Raw genomic sequence first — 23,750 nt, 5'->3', positions numbered from 1 at the left:
CCACTTCACTTTGGTCTTGCCCGCTTCCTGCTGTTTGTCCCCGTAGTAGTCTTCCCAACGCCAGCGGTCCCGGGGGATCTCCGTCACCAGGTCGGTACCTTCTTCCAGATGCTGCCAGAACTCTGACAAGCTCTCCGAGCCGGGCATACGGCCACTCATCCCCACGATCGCGATTGGGGCATAGGTCGAGGACACCGTAGTTGGCAATATTTTCGGCTCTCTTACGAGCGGAGTTACTACGGGTTGAACCACTTCCTTCACAGGAACCGATCTTTCTTCCCTTTCCACCTTCTCTCCAAAATAGCGTTCCAGGGCATCCTTATGCTCGGTGAACAGGTATTCCTGCAAGCTCTCCAGGTTCGGGTATTCAAAAAACAAGGTCGGATACACTTCGATCCGCAGCTCTTCGCCCAGCTCTTGGGACAAGCTGATGATCCCGGAGGAGTCCACCCCGAAGGCCATAAAGTTACAGCTCTTGTCGGCAACGCTCACCTCCCCTACACGTACACGCAACTTCTCCAACAAGTAAGACGCTACAGCCTCTTCCAAAGGATTTTGGATCGTAGTTTTTCTTGACCCCGAAGTCACTTCGGAAGAGACCGTTGCCCCTTCCGGGCGGATGCGTTTGCAGGTAAAGCCCTTCAGCGATACCTGTACCTGACCCTCACCGTCCAGGATATCGATGTCCGAGACCCAGACCTCTTCGTTTTCCATCACCGGACGGACATGGCTGTAACACTCCGCTCCCGGCGCTGCATATACCTCCACCTGCTTGATCAGGATCGGGATAAAAGGATCCGGCTCGCTGCTGTCTTCCAACAGCGCAAAACGGGTAGCCATTGCCCCGTCAAGCAAGGCCGGATGCAGGTAATACGACCGGGCATCCCGCTCCATCTCCGGGCGCAATTGCAAGATTCCCAACACTTCCCCTCCCTTCAGGTAAGCCTTCCGTACCGTCTCCAGGCTTGGACCATACACCCCCGGTTTCTTCTTCCGGTACAGCAAGGGGCCTTCGAGTTCATTCTCGCTCTCGTTGATAAATATTTGCAAATCCAGCCCTGCAGGACGAGGGGACAACTCCTCGCTGACCTGCCCTTTCGCACTCTTCAGCCAGGGCTGCCCCTCCGGACGGTAAAGGTTCTCGAACAGCATCCCGGCAGCCGTTTGGGAAAGTGCACTTTTCAATGCAACCGTACTTCCGCTTTCCACCATTATGGGTGTCTCGAAAAGCACCTTATCCAAGCGGAACGCGCCGGCTTCCGGACGGTACCGGCGATAGGCTTCTATCGCCAGGCTGCAATGGGTCACCCCCAACAGTACCTGTTGCCCAAAGGTGACATGATCCCGCAAATAGGCCTCCCCGTGACGGTACGACACCGTATAATCCGCCAGGGATTCCGGTGTTTCAGACTGTATTTTTGGTATTCCTCCATCAGACTCTGATACGGCATTTTCTTCCAGCGGCAGCCAGTAACGCTTCCCTTCGAAAGGATAGCCCGGCAAAGGAACGCGCTGAGGAACCTTCCCCCCATACAATTTGTCCCAAGACACCGCTTGCCCCCGTACCCATCGGAGCGCCATCGAAACCGGGGTCGTTAACTCCAACTCAGCGGAAACCGGGATCGTCCCGGCCGTATAGTACTCGCCTGCCTCCCCCTTCCCGTAGCGTTCCAACTGCTCCTTCAAATGCGACAAGTCGCTCGTCACCACTGCCAAGCGCTCCGGCAAGGCCTCACGGCCCAGCTGCAAGCTATACGCCACCGAAGCCAGCGGAAAGGCATGATTCGAAAGGTATTCCGACAGCTCTGCACTCTGACGCAGAAGCGCTCCCCGGCTTTTTGCCGACAATACCACCACATACGGACCCGATGATTCCAAAACCTCAGGCCTCTCTTGGTACTCCTCTACGATCAGGTGCGCATTGCTACCCCCCGCTCCAAAAGAACTGATGCCCGCACGCAAGGGACCCTGCCCTTGCTTCCATACCGCCAAGTCTTCCTGTAGCTGAAACACACTCTTCGACCAATCGATATGAGGGTTTGAAGGTTGGGTATATAAGCTCGGCACCAGCTGTTTCTCCCGCAACTGAAGCAGCACTTTGCTCAAGGCCGAGATACCCGCGGCCGACTCCAAATGACCGATGTTCCCTTTCACCGATCCCAAGGAACAACTTTGCAAGCCGCTGCCCGAAAAGGCCTTCTCCAAACCCCGCAACTCGATCGGATCCCCCAGGCTCGTCCCTGTACCGTGCGCTTCCACATAGCTGATGCTATTCCCCGGAACCCCACTGCGTTGCAATGCCTGGAACACCACTTCGCTTTGGGCCTTCGGGTCCGGACTCATATACCCACCCGTATTGATCGCAGAACCTTTCAAGACCCCATAGATATAATCACCGTCACGCTCCGCTTCCGATAGCGGTTTTAACAAAACGGCTCCCAGGCCTTCCCCTACCACAAAGCCCTCTCCGCCCGAGCCGAACGAACGCGTCTTATCGTCTTTACTCAGGTTCCGTAGCGAGGACAAACGCAGATGGTGACGCGGATCCAACAACAGGCTCACACCCCCCGCTATCGCTACTTTGCTCTCCCCACGGGACAAACTCTCCATCGCCTGGTGGACCGCCGTCAAAGACGAAGAACAGGCCGTATCGATCGCCATGCTCGGACCCCGGAACTTAAAGTACCGGGAGACACGGTTGGCGATCAGCCAGTAGGAAGACTGCGCATGGTTCCAATGACCCGAAGCCCAACTCCGCGCACCCAACTGCCCGTAGGTCCCGTACATCACCCCGATAAACACCCCTACCGGGTTGGAGTGCTCGCTCAGTAACCTCCCGCCGTAGCCGGCGTTCTCCAACAACCGCCATACCTCCTCCAAAAACAAGCGTTCTTGCGGATCCATGTCCATCGCTTCTTCATCCCCGATCCCAAAAAATGACGCATCAAAACGGTCTACTTCATCTATAAAGCCCCCCCATTTGCTATAACTCTTGCCGTCCCCGCCTGCCGGGGTAAAATAACGTTGCCAGTCCCAACGCTCCTCAGGCACTTCGGTAATACTGCTCTTCCCACTCTTCAGGTTGGCCCAGTAGCGTTCCAAATCCGGGGCTCCCGGGTAGCGACCGCTCATCCCGATCACCGCAATATCCATGGGTTTATTGACAGACTCCTGCGTTTCCAAAGAAGCAGAGGTAGATACTTCCGGGAACACCTCCGCCGGCTTACTTTCAAAAAGAAGCCTGGAAGGGCTGCCCGTGGAAGTCGCTTCTACAGACAGTCCTTCCATCGCTCCATATTCAGTGCTTATGTATTCCGACAAGCTTGCAATCGTATCGTATTCAAACAGCACCGTGGAGGACAACTCCCCGTACTGTTCGCTTAGCTTTTTGCTCAGCTCCATCACCAACAAAGAATCCACCCCGTACTCGGAAAAAGTCTTGTCCTCTTCCAACTCAGCAGGAGATCGTTTCAAACTCTCTCCTAACAAAGCCTTTAAACTCTCTTTGACGGATGAGGTATTTGAACTTACAGGGTTTGCTTCCCGAGTCTTTGAAGCAAAAAGAAGCCTGGAAGGACTGCCCGTGGAAGTCGCTTCTACCGGAGGTTCCTCCATCACCCCATATTCAGTGCTTATGTATTCCGACAGGCTGGCTATGGTATCGTATTCAAACAGCACCGTAGAGGACAACTCCCCGTACTGTTCACTCAGCTTTTTGCTCAACTCCATCACCAATAACGAATCCACCCCGTACTCGGAAAAAGTCTTGTCTTCTTCCAACTCAGCAGGAGATAGTTTCAAACTCTCACCTAACAAAACCTTTAAACTCTCTTTGACGGAGCTTGTTGAGGTAACGGAGGACGTTTTAGATTTTGGTATAGGAGCTATTTTGGAGGTTACCGTTGAGTGAACAACGGGTATTGAAACGTTGGAAGATTGCTTTTTAACAATCCCATCGCTCGCTGCGATCAGCACTTGTTGGCCTCCGCCTGCAATCCCAAAACTTCGATGATTACGGAAACCACTAAGACTCAGTTGCTCTTTCCAACTCTCCGCACTCAAGACCGGAGAATAAGGCTCACGGCACGCACCGTCCTTATAACGCCACCAACCCTCCGTCAAACCGAAGGTCAGCGTAGAAAAACTCTGAACTCGCGTCAACTCGTTCAAAATCAACACCCCCTCGCCTTTCAACAATACTTTCAAATGAGACAGGCTATGACCGATCGAATCCGTGGCATGGATCACGTTCGTGGCCAGAATCAAATCGATGCTTCCCGGGGCATACCCTTGCGCCTCCGGTGCCTTCTCCGCGTTCAACAAGGAAAACTCCATAAACGGATATTCCGGCAAGTACGTCTCTTTTCCATAGTTGGTAAAACTCGCAGAGATATCCGTATAATGATACCTCACCGGACCGCCCCAGTTCCGCAATGCTTCCAGCACAAACTTACTCGTGCCCCCCGTGCCCGCGCCCACTTCCAGGATTTGCAGCCCTTCCGATCTCCCCCTCTGCTCCGCATACTCCCTTACCAGACCCGCCACCAACTCATTGTAATGATCCACCAAAGCATTCCCACGGTAGATCCCCTCCACCAGACTCTTGTCCCCTTCCGGAAACATCACCGATACCGCACTCTCTTCTCCCCGCAAAATCGAAGGGTAACGGATCACACATTCCCACACCAGACGCACATACGCCGATAATGACTCCTGCAAGCCTGATAGCGTTTGGCCCTCCCTTTCAAGATCCTCCCGGTCCTCAACACCGATCCCTTCCCTTGTGATAATACTCTCCCCCTCTTGCAAAAGGTAACCCGACTGACTTAAAATATCGAGTAATGCAGGGAATAACCGGAAATAACCGGGGACAATCCCCAAGCGTTCCCGGAGTGACTCCAACTCATACTCCTCGCCTCCCCGGTGAAAGACTCCCATTTGCTGAAAGCTGTAAAGCAACAAGCGGCCACTCCAGGACAACAACTCTTCAAAACCTTCCCGCAACCGCTCAAAACCCGCCTGTGAAGAACCGTCAAGGGAAACACCCGGTGTCAGATCCCGAACAGAAACCGGGTGTTGTACAGCTTGCAGGAGGTGTTCCGGCTGATCATGAAATCCGAATTTTTCCAGCAAGCTGCCCCGGCTTTTCACCATCACCACATTCGAAACCCTTGAGGAAAGCACCTCTTCTATCGCCTGAAGACCCTCACCGTTCCGGATCCCGTAAAGACCCAACGACTCCAACAAGTCCCGGTAATATTCCGTCGAGACAATCCCGCTCTCCGACCAGTAACTCCAATTAATCACCTGGACAGGACAGGACAGCTCCGAACGGAGGGCTTCCGCATAGCTGTCTTGAAACGTGCAGGCCGAAGCGTAGTTACTCTGACCCGGACTCCCCACATACGCGTTCAGGGAGGAAAAGAACAACACAAAATCCAAGGGCTCTTCCCGAAGCTGTTGGTAGAAATAAACACTGCCCTGCACTTTTGGAGCAAGCACCGCAAGCAGGTCCGCCTCCTCCAGCTGCTCCAATCGCTTGTCCCGGAGTTCCAGCGCGGAATGGATCACCCCGTGGATGGAACCGTAGGCAGCCCGGGCACGGGCAAACAACGAAGCCGCTGACGAAGCCTCCCCGATATCCCCCTGAAGGTACGTCACTTCACTGCCCCGGGATTCGATCGTCCGCATCAGGGCTTGCTGCCCGGCATTCAACTCGCTGCGCCCTATCCAGATCAGTTTGACCGGATGTTTCCGGCTGAGGTGGTCGCTGAGCACACGGCCCAGACCTCCTGCCCCTCCGAGGATCAGGTAGACTTTTCCCGCTTCAAACTTGCTCGCCCGGCCCGAAGACAAGTGCAAAGGATACAAGCTCCGTCGGTATACCTGGCCTCTGCGGAGGGCCAACATATTATCAGAGAAGTCAGCACACGAAAGCTTTAACAAGCCGGATAAGCTACTACTTCCCTCTCCTTCCGACCATTTTAAATCAAAGTATTTAATATTCGCTTTGGGAAACTCACCGATAATAGTATTGGTAAAACCCTTCACGGCTCCGGCAAACGGTGTGATCTTGTCTTCGCCTAAAGAGACAGCATTGACATTAATTACCGAGAATTTCTTACCAGGGTTAAGAACATCTTGATTGTACAGGTATTTTACAAGGTGGAACCATGCCACCACACCCTGATCCAATTGATACTCGGCTTCTGCAATATCATCCAAAGGATGATCTGTATGGTTTGATCCGGTAAATACGTATATATGATCGAGTTCATCCAGATTGTTCAATTGTTTGGCAATCGCCTCCTCATCGCTCAAGTTCACTGCTGTAGAATCCGGCATTGAACTATCCGGCTGTCCGGGATGATACAAGCGTACATCGTCAAAGAATTGTACACACTGTTTTGCGAGTGTATAGGTATCACGGCTATGAAATACCGCTATTTTATTTTTAGTATCAATGGATGATGCTTTGCTTAATGCATCCGGCAGCAACTCCCATTTCGGATAAAAATAGTGTGTAGGCCTTTTAATTTCCCTTGATACAACACTATGAAGTTTCACACAAATTTCTCCCGCTTCCGAGAGTAGTGCTATATTAAAGCTGTCATGGTTGGCACGCTCCGCATATACATAACAACGCTTGGGCAAACTGGCAAAGACTTCCAGTTTGTTTACACTAAAGGGCACCTTCAATGCCGCTGTTTTCTCTTCCATTCTTAAAAGTGCTGCGGTTTGTAAAGCCCCATCCATCAATGCCGGAGATAGAAAGGTTTGCTCAAATTCCGACAGCATGGACTCGTCAACTTCAAGCAAACCGAAACTTGTATTTTCATTTATCCACACTTCTTGTATCACCTGGAAGTACGGTCCATACACCACTCCATTTTGATCGAAGCGGGCATAAACATCATTTCTATGGTAGTTAGCTCCGCTTTTTAAACTGGGAACAGAAAGCTTCTCATGGTTTGTCGTCTGTTTTGGAATAAGTTTACCCGAAGCATGCAAGGTTTCTGCTTGTACCCCGCTTCTTATTTCATAATCATAATCCGCTTTGTTTTCTTTAATATCTACAGATATTTCGCCTTCTTTTCCTTCTAAGGGTTGAATCCAGTAAATATTTGCCAGGTCGAAAAAGCCCTGTTTTAATTTTTGAATGGCGGCATAGGCCATCTCCAGGTAACCCACTCCCGGCATGATACAGGTAGCGCCTACCTTGTGATGTGCAATAAGCTTTTCCTGCCCGGTAAACTCTTTCACAAAAGTGAAACGTCTGGGAATATTGCTATTCTTTTGATAATCAATCAGAGGGTGGTTCTTCTGTTGATACGGGTTGGAAGTTACCCAATGCCTTTCTTTGGCAAAAGGATAACCCGGCAACGCCACTTTCCGGGGAATATCAATGTGCAACACCGGCCAATTCACATCCACACCCTTGATCCAAAGTCTGGCAATTTTCCTTAAATCATTATTTTCGACAGCTCGTTGTACAATGGCTTGTGGCAATTCCTCAAGATCTTCCAAAAAGTTTTTAATTGCTTTTTCAGAATTCGCATTCCCTTCATACCTCTCTGTCGATGCTGTTCCTTCGATGTAGCCTTTTAGTTTATCAAGTAAGTCATCCATCTCTGTAGCAATCCAGGCTACACGCTCCGGCATTTCCTCCCGGCCTGTTTGCAGGGTATAGGCTACTTGTGCAAGCGACAAGGTCTTATTTTCCGAAAGGAAAGAGAACAACTTCTCGACACTGGCTTTCAGCCTCTGTTTATTTTTGGCAGATAATACGATCAATTGAGGGGTTTTCGTGTCGTGATGGTCCCTTATCTCTGAAGTATACTCTTCAAGGATTACATGTGCATTGACACCTCCGAAACCAAATGAACTGATCCCTGCCCGAAGGGGTGCACCCTTCTTTCTATTTCCTCCTGCACGACTCCAATCAATGCCTTCCCGGGCTATCGCAAAAGGGCTGTTTTCAAGTTTAATGTATGGATTTACTTCGTTCACATGCAATGAAGGGGGGATATACTTATGGCTAAGCGCCAATACGGCCTTCTGCAGCCCGACTATCCCGGCAGCCCCTTCCAGATGTCCTACATTGGTTTTCACAGATCCGATATAGCATGGGGTATCGCTTTTGGCCGAGAGTTCCTCCGAGAGTTCCTCCGAGAGTTCCTCCGAGACTTCCTCCGAGAGTTCCTCCGAGAGCTCCTCAAATGCTTTCTTCAATCCATTGATTTCAATAGGGTCTCCCAAGGCTGTTCCCGTACCGTGCGCTTCCATATAGCCGATGGAGTCAATATTGATCTTCGCTTTTTTACAAGCTTCCACGATCAGGTCTGACTGAGCCTTAGGGTTGGGAGCGGTAAGCGAGTTGGTACGCCCTCCATGATTTTCTGCCGAGCTTCTGATGACGGCATAAATATGATCCTTGTCTTTTTCAGCCTGTTCGAGTGATTTAAGCATCATTAACCCCGCTCCTTCTCCACGGACGTACCCATTGGCTGAGGCGTCAAAGGCTTTACATTTTCCATCGGGGCTTAACATTTCATTTTTGCTTAACGCAATATGTGCAAAAGGACTGAGCATAATGTTTATTCCCCCCGCAATGGCTACCGAGCAGTTGCCTTTTTGAATATCTTCAATGGCTCTATGTACTGCAACCAGGGAGCTGGAACAAGCGGTATCTACTACGACACTAGGCCCTTGAAGATTCATCAAAAATGAAATACGGTTGGCCAGCATCGTTTTGGCAATCCCGGATAAGGTGTGCGGTGCTATAGGATGCCCGCTGTTCATGATTACTTCCGTATAATCAGCTCCTACACAACCTACATAGACACCACAATCCGTACCGGAAAAGTCGGAGGGTCTGTACCCGGCATCCTCAAAGCAATGCCAGGCAAGCTCCAATAAAATGCGCTGCTGTGGGTCCATCAATTCCGACTCTCTTGGCGAAAGGCCGAAAAACCCAGAGTCAAACTTATCTACATCATTGATAAAGCTTCCCCACTTAGAATTTGTCTTATTTTCTTCATCACCCTTTCCATGAAACTTCTGCCATTCCCATCTTGACGGTGGGACTTCACTCACCAAATCCTCTCCTGCTATGAGGTGCTGCCAAAACTCCCGGAGGTGATCAGACTTTGCATAACGCCCGCTCATTCCTACTATAGCAATCGCGTCCGGCCTGTCCAATGGCTGAGTTTTTGACTTCTTTTTTATTTTATTCAAAGGTTTTGCAGTGTCATCTTTCAAGGGAGCACCACCTGTATGGAGGTTGTTTTGACCATGTATATATTCGGCAATAAGTTGTATAGTATTGCAGTCAAAAAATAAGGTGGGTGTTGTGTCCAAACCGTATTTTTTATTCAGTGCGACACTTAGTTCGGTATAACTGATAGAGTCCAAGCCGTATTCACCTATTATCCTGGATTCTTCTAATTCATCAAGGGGCAAATTACCTGCTTCAGCCAGTAATTCTTTCAATTCATTTTTCAATGTGTTGCTTACTTTTACCGGTTGGCCAGACTTTTCCAGTGGGTGTTCAACATTCCGGCTCTGTTTCAAAAGCTCAGCTTCCGGTTTCCTCATCAGGGCTTTTCTGTCTATTTTTTTATTCAGAGTCGTTGGAAACGCCTCTATCCAGTACATTTTGACAGGCACCATGTATGATGGTAAGGATTTGCCTAAAGCCTCCTTTATAGTATTCGTAGTAAGAGCTCCCGGTTTCTTTGCTATCAAAAAAGCAGTTATCTGTCTATTTCTCAAAACGACTACAGCCTCCTCAATCTCTTTGTGTTTTTTCAAAGCATTTTCTATCTCTTCCAATTCAATTCTGTATCCGTTAGCCTTCACTTGTTGGTCTAACCGGCCAAGACATTCAATTTGTGCTTTCCCGGTATATCTTCCTATATCTCCGGTACGATAAAAGCGCGCTGTTTTTCCTGCTACGGTAAGGTTGACAAAGCGAGTCTTATTTTCACCGGGAGCGTTTATATATCCTTCAGCAAGTCCTGCTCCTGTGATATAAATTTCACCTTCCACCCCTGGTGGGCATAGGGTGCCATGGCCATGCATCACAAACAGGTTCATATTATGCACGGGATCACCCAAGGTAATGTGCGATGCATCTTCTACCAATGCGGCCGATGCCCAGATCGTGGCCTCTGTAGGTCCATACAAATTCCACAGCTCTGCCGACCGCTCCAACAATGAGGAGGCTAATCTTGAGGTCAATGCTTCTCCGCCACATAGAACCCGGAATTGGGGAGTACCGCTCCACTCTGCGGCTACCAACATTTGCCATGTAGTAGGTGTGGCCTGCATTAAGGTGATATCCCCTTGTTCCAGCCTCTGTTTGAGAAGTATCCCATCATGGGCCGTAGTACTTGTGGCTATCTCTACTCTCGCCCCTACCGTTAAAGGAAGAAACAACTCCAGATAGGCGATATCAAAACAGACTGTTGTGACTGCCAACAACACATCTTCCTTATGGATACCCGGCTGCTTCGCCATAGAGGTCAAAAAGTTATTTAAACTGTGGTGACTTACGGCTACCCCTTTAGGCCGTCCGGTAGACCCTGATGTAAAGATGATGTAAGCGAGGGAATCACCGGTTATTTTCACATCATTTGCTTTCGAATCTCCATATAGTTTGTCTTTTATAGCTCCATAATCCAGTAACTCATAATTACCTTGAGGAATATTGTCCACAAGAGCCTGTTCTGTTATTACCAGATTCACCTCCCCATCTTCCAGCATCATTTGTAGCCGGTCCTTCGGGTATACCGGATCCAGCGGGATAAACGTATTACCCGAGGCCAGTATGCCTAACAATACCGGCAGCAAGTCTACGGATCTATCCATAAAGACGCCTACACGCTTACTTCCTTCATATTTATTTTCAAGCAGATAAGAGGCTAATTGATCTGCCCGGTCTACCAATTCGCGATAGCTCAATGCATTGCCATTGCCCGACACCGCTACCTTATCAGGATACAGCGCTGCATTGTTTTTCACTTTGTCCAACAGGGCCTCGATTGACGTCTCCTGTCTATCTTCCGGAATGAGTACCTCCTGTTTATTAATTATCTGAGAAAGTGATGCTTTGGGTTCGGCGATGATGCGACCCAACAATTCATGATAATCCTGCATGAGTTGCTTTACCGTATTATCATCAAAACGGGATGGATCATACTTTGCAAAAAGCGTCACCTGGTTTTGGCCTTCCATTAACTCAAAAGTTAATGGGAACTCGCCTTTTTGGCGTATCTGTTCGATCGAATCGCCCAATATAGATTCTGAGAAGTTCTCTGTAAGGTCATACCAGTTTTGGTAATACAATGCCGCCTCGAACAGATGAGAGGAACGGCCTTCTGCCCTCAATGCCTTTTTAAACGCATGCAAGGGGTAGTGACAATGATCGAAAGCATCAAATACACTATCGGTCACTTCATTTAAAAATCCACTATACGTTTTATCCGGAGTAATTTCTGCCTTAATGGAAAGCATGTTTATGAAACATCCGATCACCTCATCAAAAGCCGATGAAGGCCTTCCGGCAATGGGCGTTCCTACCAACAATGACGGGTTGCCGCTATAGCGATGAAGTAACAAATAATAAGCGCTGAGCATCACCGCAAAAACAGTGGTATTTTGCCTTTCTGCCAGGGCCCTGACAGACGCTATTTGCTCTTGATCAAGCACCTGAGTATACTGTAACCCGTCTGAGCGATTTGTTTCGCTGCTTTTTGGCGGCAAAGGGATATTCATAGGAGCACATTGCTCTTGAAACTGATTTAGCCAATAGTTTTCTTGCTGTTGTCCTTCTTCGTTTTTCAGAAAAGCTTGCTGCCACAAAATAAAGTCCTGATATTGTTTTTCGGGAAGCCGGACATTCATTGTGTTTCCACTCGCAAGCGTTTGATAGGTGTTTAACAGTTGTTTGAAAAAATTCACTGAAGATACCCCATCAAATACCAAATGATGCAATACCACCAACAAGGAAGTTCGCTTACCTGGCCTCCGGTAAACATATACTTTCATCAACGGATCATTTGAAATATCAAAAGGAGTGTAAGCCTGTTCTTTCATTTTCTCGATAGCCTCCATATCGGAAATATCTCCCAGGTCTATTACCTGATAAGACACCTCTGCTGCTTGCTCTATCTGTTGCATAGGCCGGCCGTTTTGACTTATCATTTTCATGCGAAGCACCGGGTGCCGGTCTAGCATATGCTGAAAGCTTTTATGCAGTATCTCCAGGTCCGTTTCATTTGCAAGCCAATAGGCTATAGGAAGATTGTAAGCGTAACTTTCAGGGTACATATTGCCTGCGACCCATAACGCTTCCTGTCCTTCGGTTAAAGGATAAAGGGAGTTTTCAGTCGACAGCAAACGATTAGAGGAAGTTGCTTCCTTCATTAATTCCAGCGCTCTTTCTACCGTAAGTTCTTTTCTGGCTACTTTTTTATAAATTTCTTCCCGATTCATGGTTGATGTTGATGGTTTGTAAGTTTGATAGTGACAGTCACTCCTCCACTATTTTTGAACATACTTATTCTTGCCGGTGGAATTCATCCATTTGGACATTTGGAAGCTGCTTCCACCTGAAGAATCGCTATAACAATGCTTGACACTACGATTTAGTCAATGCCTCATCAGCTGATATTTCGCCTTTGTACAATTGTTGAAACAGTTGTTCCAAGCCCTCCGGAACAGCCTTCTCTTCACGAGACTCATGCGTTTTTTTCTGTGGTGGCACTTTGAGTTTATCCTCCAACAGTTTGCAAAAGCTATCTACCGTGGGATGCTGCAGTAATACCCGGGCTGACAATTTGAGGTCATATATTTCTTGAATTTTATTAATGAATCTCATCCCTGACAAAGAATCCATACCATACCGGGTCAGGTTCTTCTTATCATCAATTTCATCATTCGTCAATTTGAATATTTGGGAAAGGATTCCCTTAACGGTCGTTTTAAGGGAAGTGTCCCTACCAATTGCTTCATGGCTATTCTTACTTTGCGATCCGGTACGGGTGGCACCTACCCAACACAATTTCTTATCAAAAGGATAAGTAGGCAATGCAACTCTTCTACCAACCTTTGACTGAGGCAATTGGCTAAAATTCAAATTCACCCCTTGCACCCAGGCATCGGCTATTTTATCGTACCGGTTGTCATGCAGCCATGCCGACAAAATTTCGTCTCCACTCATGAGCCTGTTCAGTTCCTCTTCTTTATCGTCCTCCACCTTTCCCGAAAAACAGCCACTCATTTCCATATCGTCCGATGCTATTTGTTTTAGCCTGTGTTGCAGCTCTTCTTTATCACTGACTACCAAGGCCAGCCTATATTCAAAGTGACAGCGGCCATGCATAAGTGTAAAGGCAATATTTGCCAATGAAATTTGGCTTTCATTTTCAAGATGTTCTAAAAGATTATTGGCAATGGTTTTTAAGGCTTCTCTCCGTTTGGCAGAAAGCACAATGATGAAAGGTTTCGCATCAGTCCGTTCTACAATAGGCTCATGCAGGTTTTCTTCTACTATCAAGTGAACATTTGAACCGCCGGCACCAAACGAGTTGATTGCGGCCCTGCGAGGAATGACTTTTACGGTACCGTCATTATTTACTGCTTCCAGCCGGTCCCAGTCAGCCAACTCCTTTTGCAAATACAAGGGGGTATTGTGGAGTGTTATATTCTCATTAAGGGTTTCGGCATTAATGGTTGGTACAAGTTTACCATGCTTCATTTGCAAGAGCACTTTTACTAATTGAGAAATTCCCGAAGCCGCCTCAAGATGCCCTATATTGGACTTCACGGTACCTATTGCACAATAAGCCTTTTTACTTGTAAGCCTGCCAAAGGCTTTGCTTATTGCATTCACCTCAATGGCATCGCCAAAAGGGGAGCCGTTAGCCGCGGATTCTATGTAACGAATCGTTTCTGCCGGACAACCCGACTGCTCAACCGTTTTAACAATCAGATTTTTTTGAGCATGTAAACCAGGCACTGAAAAGCCGCTGGTTTTACCGCTATGATTAGCACCTACGGCTTTTATCACTCCGTAGATATGGTCTTTATCGGCTGTGGCTTTGTGCAAAGGTTTAAGTAAGACAGCTCCAACCCCCTCGCCCGGAACGTATCCGTCTCCCTGACCAAAGCTTTTACTTCTGTCAGTGCTGCCAATCATATTTGTGGTACTCAGACCGATATACTTATCAGGGTGCATACTTAAATTGACCCCTCCGGCAATCGAAGCTTCACACTCCCCTCTCCAGATACTATGACAAGCCATATACACGGCCGTTAACGAGGAAGCGCATGCGGTATCGATGGCGATACTCGGTCCCTGAAAGTCAAAAAAATAGGAAAGTCTATTCACCAAAGACCAATAGGAAGTACTGGAGAGTAATGCTTTTTCCGAAGCTTGGCTAGCGGCAAGGTGATAGTGTTTGTACATGCTTCCCATAAATACTCCTACACCAGTGCCTAGCTTTTCCGGTGTATAACCGGCATCCTCTATCACGGCCCAAACTGTCTGTAACAACAGGCGTTCTTGGGGGTCCATTAATTCGGCTTCCGCAGGGGATATATTGAAAAACAAGGGGTCAAACCGGTCTATATCTTTTATAAAGCCTCCCCATTTGGTATAGCTTTTCCCTTCTGCATTTCTATCGGCATCGTAAAATTCGCCATTGGCCATCCATCTGTCGGACGGGATCTCGGTGATGCAATTTTTCCCTTCACATATGTTGAACCAAAACTCTTGCAGACTGTCGGCACCCGGAAAGCTACCGGATAAACCTACTATGGCAATATCCCCGCTTTCGGTTTCAAAAGGCTTTTTAGAGACTGGCTGGCTAATTGAATTAACCTCCACGGTCTTTGTAAGATGTCCTCCGGACATGGTATTGGCATCGCCGTTGTCTTTTGGCTGCTCCCCACTATTTTCTTTCAGGTTAAATTTATTTTTTAATACCTCATGGTGGTCTTCAAGCAGGTAAGCAACAAGGTCTTCTATGTTTTGATACTCAAAGAATAGCGTTTTTGACAACTCTCCGAATGTCTTTTCCAATTCGTTGTTCAGCTTCATGATCGCAAAAGAATCTATCCCGAATTTTTCAAAAGAAGCGGTTTCTTTGATCTTGTGTACAGGCAATTCGGTAATTTCCGCAACAAGCTGTTTCATATAATCTTTTGTGTGCTTGGCCAACTCATTTTCCGAAGCTGTGGAATTGCGGTTGCTTTGCTCAAACTTACTTTCTAAGGAGGCATTTGTGGGATTCACAAGTTGAGCGATCTTTTCAGCTTGCCCTTTCATCACCATAAACTGAGATACGTTTGATTGCAAGGCCTTTTCAAAAATTGCAACTCCTTCCTGGTCTGTAATAGGCACCATGCCCAGATTGCTTTTCAAGGAATCCAAATGCGTCTGATCCAGCTTCATGCCTCCGTTCGACCATAGCGGCCAGCTTATGGCTACCGTTTTCCCTTGCCGCAACCCCTGTTTTTGCAGAGCATTACGCTCTTCCGAAAAGTTGTTTAAAAAGCTATTGGCATAGGCATAATCTACCTGACCCAGGTTACCCATCACCCCGGAAATAGACGAAAACAAAAGGAAAAAGTCCAGAGGTTCCTGAGCTGTATAATCGTCCAACAGCATTGTTCCATACACTTTGGGGGCGATTACCTCATTCGACTCAACTTTTGATTTTTTAATAATAAAATTGTCTTTCAATATCCCTGCACAATGAATAATCCCATTGAGGCCCCCGTACTGTTTTTTCACCTCGCCAAGTATCTGCTCAACTTGTTCTTCAGCAGTTACATCTGCCTGGATATATTCCACTTTAGCATTGGTGGATCGAAGGGTATTCAATGCATCATTCCGCTCCTGGTCCAGCGCGGTTCTTCCTGTCAGGATCAATGTGGGACGGCTCAATTGATTGGCTAAATACTTCGAAATAATCGCCCCGATTCCACCCAAGCCCCCTGTAATAAGGTACACCCCCTCATTACGAAGTGAAGCTGTCGCCTTATCACCTTCCAATTCTTTTACCTTAGTCAATCGCCTTTGATGCTTCTGACCATTGTGATACCGTAATTCCGTAAGCTTTCTGTCCCATTCCTGTTCAAGGCATTCGGTGATAATTTCAGCATCGGCCGCCACTACGTTTGTTTTATATTCTGTAGGGTTATTTAACTCAACACATAGGCCATGTACCGCAGGAAACTCTATATGCAAAGTGCGAATCAGCCCATTTACAGCCGAATAAAACGGTCTTAAAAAGGAATTTTCAGGAGTATAAGAGTAGCTATAAAGCCACTTCACCACATTGGAAGGCTTTTGTTTGATAATCGCTTTTACCAGGTTCAATGATTGGTGATAGGTATTTTCAAGTAACTGATTTGTCTTTGCAACATTCCACCCGGCTTCATCCAAAACATGATAGTTAATGAGTATATCAGGTACTCCTCCCAAAGTTTCAAACAATCGTGAAAAGCCTTCTTCTGTGGGAGGCACACCGTATTTTTTTTCGCCTTTTTGTTCAAACTCCAACCCCGGCTCCACTTCCACTACAGGAGTCTGTGCCCATTGCCTAAGCTTTCTGACAAAATCTGATTGATAGGAAATTACAAGAATGTAGTGATTCCATTTGTTGGTTGTCATATTCATCTCTTTTAGTGTATTAACTAAAATTTGGTATTATGCCAAGCTGCCATTGCAATTGGTGAATGCTGTTTTATGGTCAAATCAAAGAGCCTCATATTCATTGGTATAGATCATCAATTCCCAATCATCACCGGCAATTGTATCTACCCCATTGGTAGGGTTGATGAGCTTTTTGGCAAAGCCCTGCATACAGGCTATTGGCTTGCCCGATGTATCTGCAATGGTGATATCGTATTTTTTAATTAGGTGCCTATCACCGCCTCCCGGATGTTTGCTGATATAAGCATAGCATACTTCGGGAAACTTTTGATAAAACTCAAAACTATCCACAGAAAAGGGCAAGTAATTTTGAGCATTGCCTTCTTCCGTATCAAACTGAATTAAAGCCTGTAACGCACCATCGAGTATGGCAGGATGAAATACGTGGGCATTGTCTTCGGCAGGTATCCGCAAGGCTACCAGCGCAATGTCTTCACCCACCCAAAGCTGTTCTATGGCTTTAAGGTTTTCCCCATAGTCAAATCCTCTTTCCGCAAATTTTTGATAGAGCGCGCTATTGTCATACTGCACATGACATCTAGCTTGTAGGGCTTTTATATCAATTGAAAAATTTGAAACTACCGGGTCAAAGCCCAAACTACCCTGGCAATGGATTATTTTATTCTCTTTTTCACCGGAAGCAATTTCATACTTCATGCCTGTTTGAGTGTCTTTCAGTAGGATTGACACGTTCTGGCGGACCTGTTCTTCAAATAGTATGGGCTGATACCAAGTCAGGTCTTTTAAGGTATTGACTGCTTTTTGCCTGGCCAATTCCGCACAGGCACGGATCATTTCCATATACAATACTCCCGGAACAATGATTTGTCCATTGATTGTATGATCTTTTATATAGGCTCCATGGGCAGACAATTGTATAATAAATCGATCATGACCGTTTACGGCTTGATCCATTATGGTAAATGCTTGTACGCTTTTTGGTTTTGGAATTACTGGCTTTTGTATTTGGCCGGTTTTAATCCAATGACGTTGTTTTTCAAACGGATACGTAGGCAAAGGTATTCTCTTGGCAGTTTGGATGCGGGTGATATCCCACAATAATTCCCCGCCTGTGACCCAGTGATTAACCTGCTCTTTTAATTCTACCGGTGCGCTGTCAAGTCGAGCCGGCTTGCTATTTTCCTCATTGATTTGTACAAACACAGCTTCGGTTTGCCATACTCCCGAGGCTACGGCTTCGAGTTTTTCTACAAGTTCCTCAATACCTTCAATGATAATCGCACACCTTGCTTCCATAGCATCCCTGCCCATCGACATGGTGTAAACAATATCATAGATATCGTCTTTGCCATACCTGCCACTCAGGTATTCTTTTACTTCGGAAGCATAGGTTTTTAACTGATTTTCATTTTTGGCCGAAAGCACAAATACCAATGGGCCGGAAGCCTCTAAACGAACAGGATGTTTTTGTCTCCTGTACTCCTCCACAAGCACATGGGCATTCACCCCTCCTGCACCAAAGGAACTAATGCCGGCCCGAAGGGGAATCAACCGCCCATGCTCTTCTAAATTTTTCCAAGGATGAGTTTCCTTGGCAAGGTAAAACGGGGAACCTTTCAGATCTATATACGGATTTTGTTCATGTATATGCAAGCTTGCAGGTATTTGTTTATGCTGCATCGCTAACAATACTTTTACCAACCCTGCGATGCCCGCGCCCGATTCCAAATGGCCAATGTTTGTCTTCACCGAACCAAGGGCACAGTAATTCTGACGGGACATACTCTTACCTTGCTGACGGTAAAGTATCTCAAACGCCTTTTTAAGCCCGTTAATCTCTGTCGGATCTCCTAAGGCCGTACCCGTACCATGCGCCTCGATGTAGGTAATTGTATCCGGTGATATCCCTCCTTTGGTATAGGCCTCGGCTACGACTTCTGCCTGGGCGTTTACGTTGGGCGCTGTAATGGATTTGGCAAGCCCTCCATGATTCACTGCACTACCTCGTATCACGCCATATATATAATCACCATCTGCTTCAGCTTTGTCGAGAGGTTTTAGCAACAAAGCGGCTACTCCCTCGCCCCTTACAAATCCATTAGCGCTTTTGTCAAAGGTTTTGCACTTGCCTTCTACGCTCAGCATATTCGCAGCGCTATAGTTGAGGTGCAATCTTGGGGTAATGATTACATTGATCCCCGCTGCGATGGCCTGATCGCAAGTGCCATTATGAAGATCCTGGATGGCCCGGTCTACAGCCACCAAAGAACTGGAGCAAAGGGTATCTATCGGTTCGCTCGCTCCTCTTAAGTTGAGTAAATAAGAAATCCGGTTGACGATGAAAGGTCGGTTATTCCCTGTCATTCCGTAACTACTGGCAGGCATACTTTCCAGCAATTCCGCATAGTCCATGTTAGAAACCCCTAAATAAAGTGCCGTACGGGAGCCATTAAAACTCGAAGGTTTATAACCGGCATTTTCCATGGTTTTCCAGATTATCTGAAGGGCAATACGCTGCTGCGGGTCCATGTATTTGGCTTCACTTGGGGAGATATTGAAAAACTCCGCATCAAAATGGTCGATGCCTGACATAAAAGCCCCCCATTTGCTTAGTGACGTATTGGGCTCTTTGGAAGGATCGCCATAGTAATCGCGCCAATCCCAACGATCGAGCGGAATCTCAGTAACAAGATCTTGCCCTGCTTTCAGATGATTCCAAAACTGATCAAGGTCACCGGACCCAGGCATTACTCCTGCCATGCCCACTATCGCGACCGGTTCATATCCTGTATCGCTCTTTCCTTCCTCGTTTTGAACTTCTTGAACGGTACGCTCTCCACCCGGTTCTTTTACACTCTTAACATTCCTTTCTTCTTCTACAGAGATACTCTCAATTTCAGAGGTATTCTTTACCATTTGTGCCCCGAACTTCTGAAGTAAATAGTTGGCCAATTCTTCGATATTCAAAGGGTTAATTTCAAAGAAAAAAGTCGGGGTGATCTCAAGCTTCCACCGTTGATTGATTTCGTTTGCCAGTTCCGTAAGCGTAATCGAATCAAGCCCATAATCATCCAACAATGTTGTTGTAGAGAGTTGTTCTTTACCAATCAGCGTTATTTTGGAAATAATTTCCAGTAATTGAGCAATCGCTTTTTCCAGGTTAGCCTCCAGGTCTTCAGGGTTCTTACCGACAGATATATCCGTCATCTCCGGTTCAATGGGAAGTCCCTTTAAAAGCGGAAGTACTTTTTCAACATTTCCCGACCATACAAATGCCTGTGATTCGTCCGAAGCCAATATTTGGGAAAGCGATTGCCAAGCCCATGTTGAGGCCATTGGCACAGCCCCTATACTGTTTTTCAAAAGGGCAAGCCGTTCTGTATTTATTTGCATACCACCCTCTTGCCAAAGCGGCCAGTTGATGGCTACGCTTTTCCCTTGCCGTTGTTGTTTTATGACGAGCTGATTCCGGTAATCAGCATAAGCATCCATAAATCCATTGGCATAGGCATAAGCAGCTTGACCGGCATTTCCCAATACGGAGCTAATAGAAGAAAACAAGACAAAGAAATCGAGAGGGTCTGACTGTGTAAGTTCATCCAGTACCAGTGTGCCTGTGGTTTTGGCTGACAAAATCTCTTTAAACTCCGGCCAACTTGTGTTTTTTAAAAGCGCATCGTTGGTTATTCCTGCACAGTGAAAGATTCCGTTGATTTCCCCATACTGCCGTCTTACATTTTGCAATGCCTGACCCATTGCTTTTTTATCCGTTACATCAGCTTGCAAGTAGGTACACTCTCCTTGTTCATGCTCAATCATTGATTGCAGCTCAGGTTTCACAGGGTTGCGCCCGATCATCACTATTTTGGGTTTAGACGGAGCCAAACGTTTAAGTAGCTCCCGGGCAACCCCTCCATTTCCTCCTGTGATCACATATACGGCATGGTGCTTCCACTCATAACTATGACCGCTCAACATCCGGTCCCATACGCTCCGGTACCTCTTTCCTCCTCTATAACGGATTTGAGCATCCGCATAACCCACACACTCTGACGAGACGATATGCCCTGCATCGGTATGGCTATCAATCGCTATGGTTTTAAATCTTAAGTATTTATTCTCTAAAGTAATACTCTTACCAAAAGATGACAGTGCCTCTAACCCGGGAGTTGAGGTGTCCATAAATATTTGTAGAATAGTACCTTTACTTCTTTGGTTGAGCAGTGCTTGTGTAAAAGAAAACACAGGGCTCATTTCATTGATATAAGTCTGTTCACCCGTAGCGAAGGAAGTCCTCACCCTTTCAAAATCCCAAACGATGGTGTCAGGCACTGATGGAGAATCCTTATATAGGATGGAAACTAAACGGTCTATATCGGCTTTACTTTGCATATTTACGGTGTACTGACCATTCACATAGTCAAAACCGGCTCCGCTCTTCACCAAGGTTGTTTTTACCGTTCCATGCGTTTCGTTAATATGCCTCCGGATATCCTCAAACCTTTGGCTATCAGCAAAACAAAGGACATGCTGTGATTTATGACTTTCCTTTGAGAGAGCTTGAACAGGTTCCCACCTTTTGACAAATACATTGTTGTTGTGCTCGTCTTTTTTGAACTTAAATTGCTTTACGGTATAGTCATGAATTTCAATACAAAGTTCTCCTCGGTCATTGAGAATTTGTAAATCGTATTTCTTACTATTAGCGGATGTTTCGGATTTCGTTTTTTCAATAGCCAGCACCCAACTAGCCTTTTCCAACTTGCGGTAAATTTTCAAAGAAGCGATTTCGTACGGAATATAAGGTGATCCTATCGGCTGATGAAGATTAGCCAGAAGACCTGCTGTCTGAAGGCTTCCCTCCATTATAGACGGATGCAAAACATAGTGAGAAAAATCACCTTTTAAGGAATCAGGAACTTCTACATAGGCCAGAGCTGTATGTTCATCATAATACACCTGTTGTAAGGGGGTAAACATTTTGCCATATTTAAAGCCCCCTTCTTCAAAACGCTGATAAAAAGCTTCACGGTTCATCTGTTTTTGCAAAGCTCTTTTCTCTCTGTCCACATCCACTGCCACATTCGGACCCGCATATAAGTATTGTCCTGTCTTCAACTCACCTTGTGCAAAAACCATATCTTCCGAAATTTTCCAGGTTAGCTTATTCTTTTCAAGGCGAAGTTCGGTATCAATCTCCCTGCTTGTATGCTTGTCGAGTGACAGTGTTTTTACCCATGTAACATGAGCCATTTCAAGTACTTTTTCTCCGGGGCATGCTAGCTCGGCCGCCATACGGGCCATTTCAAGGTATACAACACCGGGTAGTACCATCTGACCATTAATCACATGATCTTTCATATAAGTATCGACTTCCGTCAAATGTTTACGGTACGAATGCTTGCCAAGAACAGAGTTATTCTGATCCAGCAATGGGGTAAGTTTTGGTATAGCTGATTGCGTATTCAATTGATTTTCAGCAGTTCCCTTCACCCAATACGTGTCTTTAGCAAAAGGGTAAGTAGGTAAGGAGACCCGCGCAACCTTATTCGAGTGCAATAATTTCCATCTGATTTTCTTACCTTCTACCCAATACTGCGCTATCTGTGACAAGTCCTCTTTTTGTACCAAAGCACTTAGTTCGGCTTTCTCAACAAATACGGTTTCGGTATTGCCACTTCCCACTTCCCCCGTATAGTATTCCGCCTCCTCTTGTCTTAAATAAGCCTTGAGTGTTGAGTACAGTTCAGAAATGCTTTTTGCCACGATGGCCAGCCTGTTAGAAAATTCCTCCCTTCCTATTTGCAAAGTATATGCAATTTCCTGTAAGGTTTGGGAATTTTCTGATGGGAGGGCCGGATTATCCGACTCTTTTAACCAATCAACTTCAATACCTTTTTGTTGAGCTTGAACCTCATAACAATATTTGGCCAGAGTGCTTAATGTATCATAACGGACCAGATCATTAAAGGATAAATCAATCGCTAAACCCTCCTTGATTCGTTGAATCAATTGTTTGCCTTTTACCACATCCGTTCCCTGCTCTTCAAACGTATCCGTAAGACATACATCTTTTTTCGAAACATCCAATAAGTTTGCTACATAGGTACTGAGCTTATTTTCGATGGCTGATAATTCGTTTATTGATGCTGATGACAAACTACTATGAGTAGCATTTTGCTCTAGGAAACCCATAAGGTTCAAAGCATACGCTCTCAGCCTGTCCTTATTTTTTGCTGAGAGTACGATCAACTGGGGCAAATGGCTCTCCGGGGTGGGCTCCGTCTCCGCCGGGTACCCTTCCACCACCACATGCGCATTCACCCCGCCGAAACCAAAGGAGCTGATCCCCGCCACCGGGGCTTGTCCTTCCTCCCTTGGCCATCCACCTGTCTCCGACTGGAAGTAAAATGGACTCCCCGAGAGGCTCAGGTACGGGTTCTGTTCCTTAAAATGAACCAGTTTCGGTAGCTTGTCGTACTTCATCGATAGCAGCACTTTCAACAGACCCGCTATCCCCGCTGCCGTCTCCAAATGGCCGATGTTCGTCTTCACCGTACCGATACCGCAACGACCACTCGCCGGATCGTACCCATGCTCGCGGTACAACTGCCCGAAGGCTTTCTTCAAGCCCGTCACTTCGATCGGGTCGCCCAGGCTCGTCCCCGTACCGTGCGCTTCGATGTACCCTACACGGCGAGGGTCCAGGCCCGAACGTTCGTAGGCTGTGTACACCACCTCACTCTGCGCTTCCGGGTTCGGTGCCGTCAACGAACTCGAACGTCCTCCGTGGTTTACCGCACTCCCCCGGATCACCCCGTAGATATGGTCTCCCTCCGACAAGGCTTTGGACAGCGGTTTTAACAGCACCATGCCTCCGCCTTCCCCACGGCCAAAACCCTCAGCCTCCGAGGAAAATGCCTTGCAACGGCCCTCCGGACTCAGCATCCCCACATGGTCAAACGCCAGGTATAAGGATGGCGTCAGGATCGCATTGATCCCTCCGGCCAAGGCCTGCTCACAGTCCCCCTTCTGGATAGAGCTCACCGCCTGGTGAAGCGCC

3 protein-coding genes are annotated in these 23,750 nt (G+C 46.9%); all 3 read right to left on the bottom strand.

The annotated features are described in order from the left end of the window. Positions 1 to 12,498: amino acid adenylation domain-containing protein (locus tag AAG747_RS28870; protein ID WP_346824743.1), on the bottom strand; the 12,498-nt coding region annotated here is incomplete at its 3' end. Positions 12,499 to 12,643: 145 nt separating this feature from the next. Further along, on the bottom strand, positions 12,644 to 16,684 hold the full coding sequence (locus tag AAG747_RS28865) for an SDR family NAD(P)-dependent oxidoreductase (protein WP_346824742.1): 4,041 nt from the start codon (positions 16,682 to 16,684) through the stop codon (positions 12,644 to 12,646). 84 nt (positions 16,685 to 16,768) lie between these two features. Further along, the coding region (locus AAG747_RS28860) for an SDR family NAD(P)-dependent oxidoreductase (RefSeq protein ID WP_346824741.1) at positions 16,769 to 23,750 on the bottom strand (6,982 nt) is incomplete at its 5' end.

It is taken from the genome of Rapidithrix thailandica (genome assembly GCF_039710355.1).
In the GTDB taxonomy this organism is placed as follows: domain Bacteria; phylum Bacteroidota; class Bacteroidia; order Cytophagales; family Flammeovirgaceae; genus Rapidithrix; species Rapidithrix thailandica.
Note: the sequence above shows the minus strand (reverse complement) of the source record. Positions and strands in the feature narration are given on the sequence as shown.

Coding starts and splice junctions, on each gene's coding strand:
- AAG747_RS28865 (WP_346824742.1), bottom strand. CDS start 16,684: ATGACAACCAACAAATGGAATCACTACATTCTTGTAATTTCCTATCAA.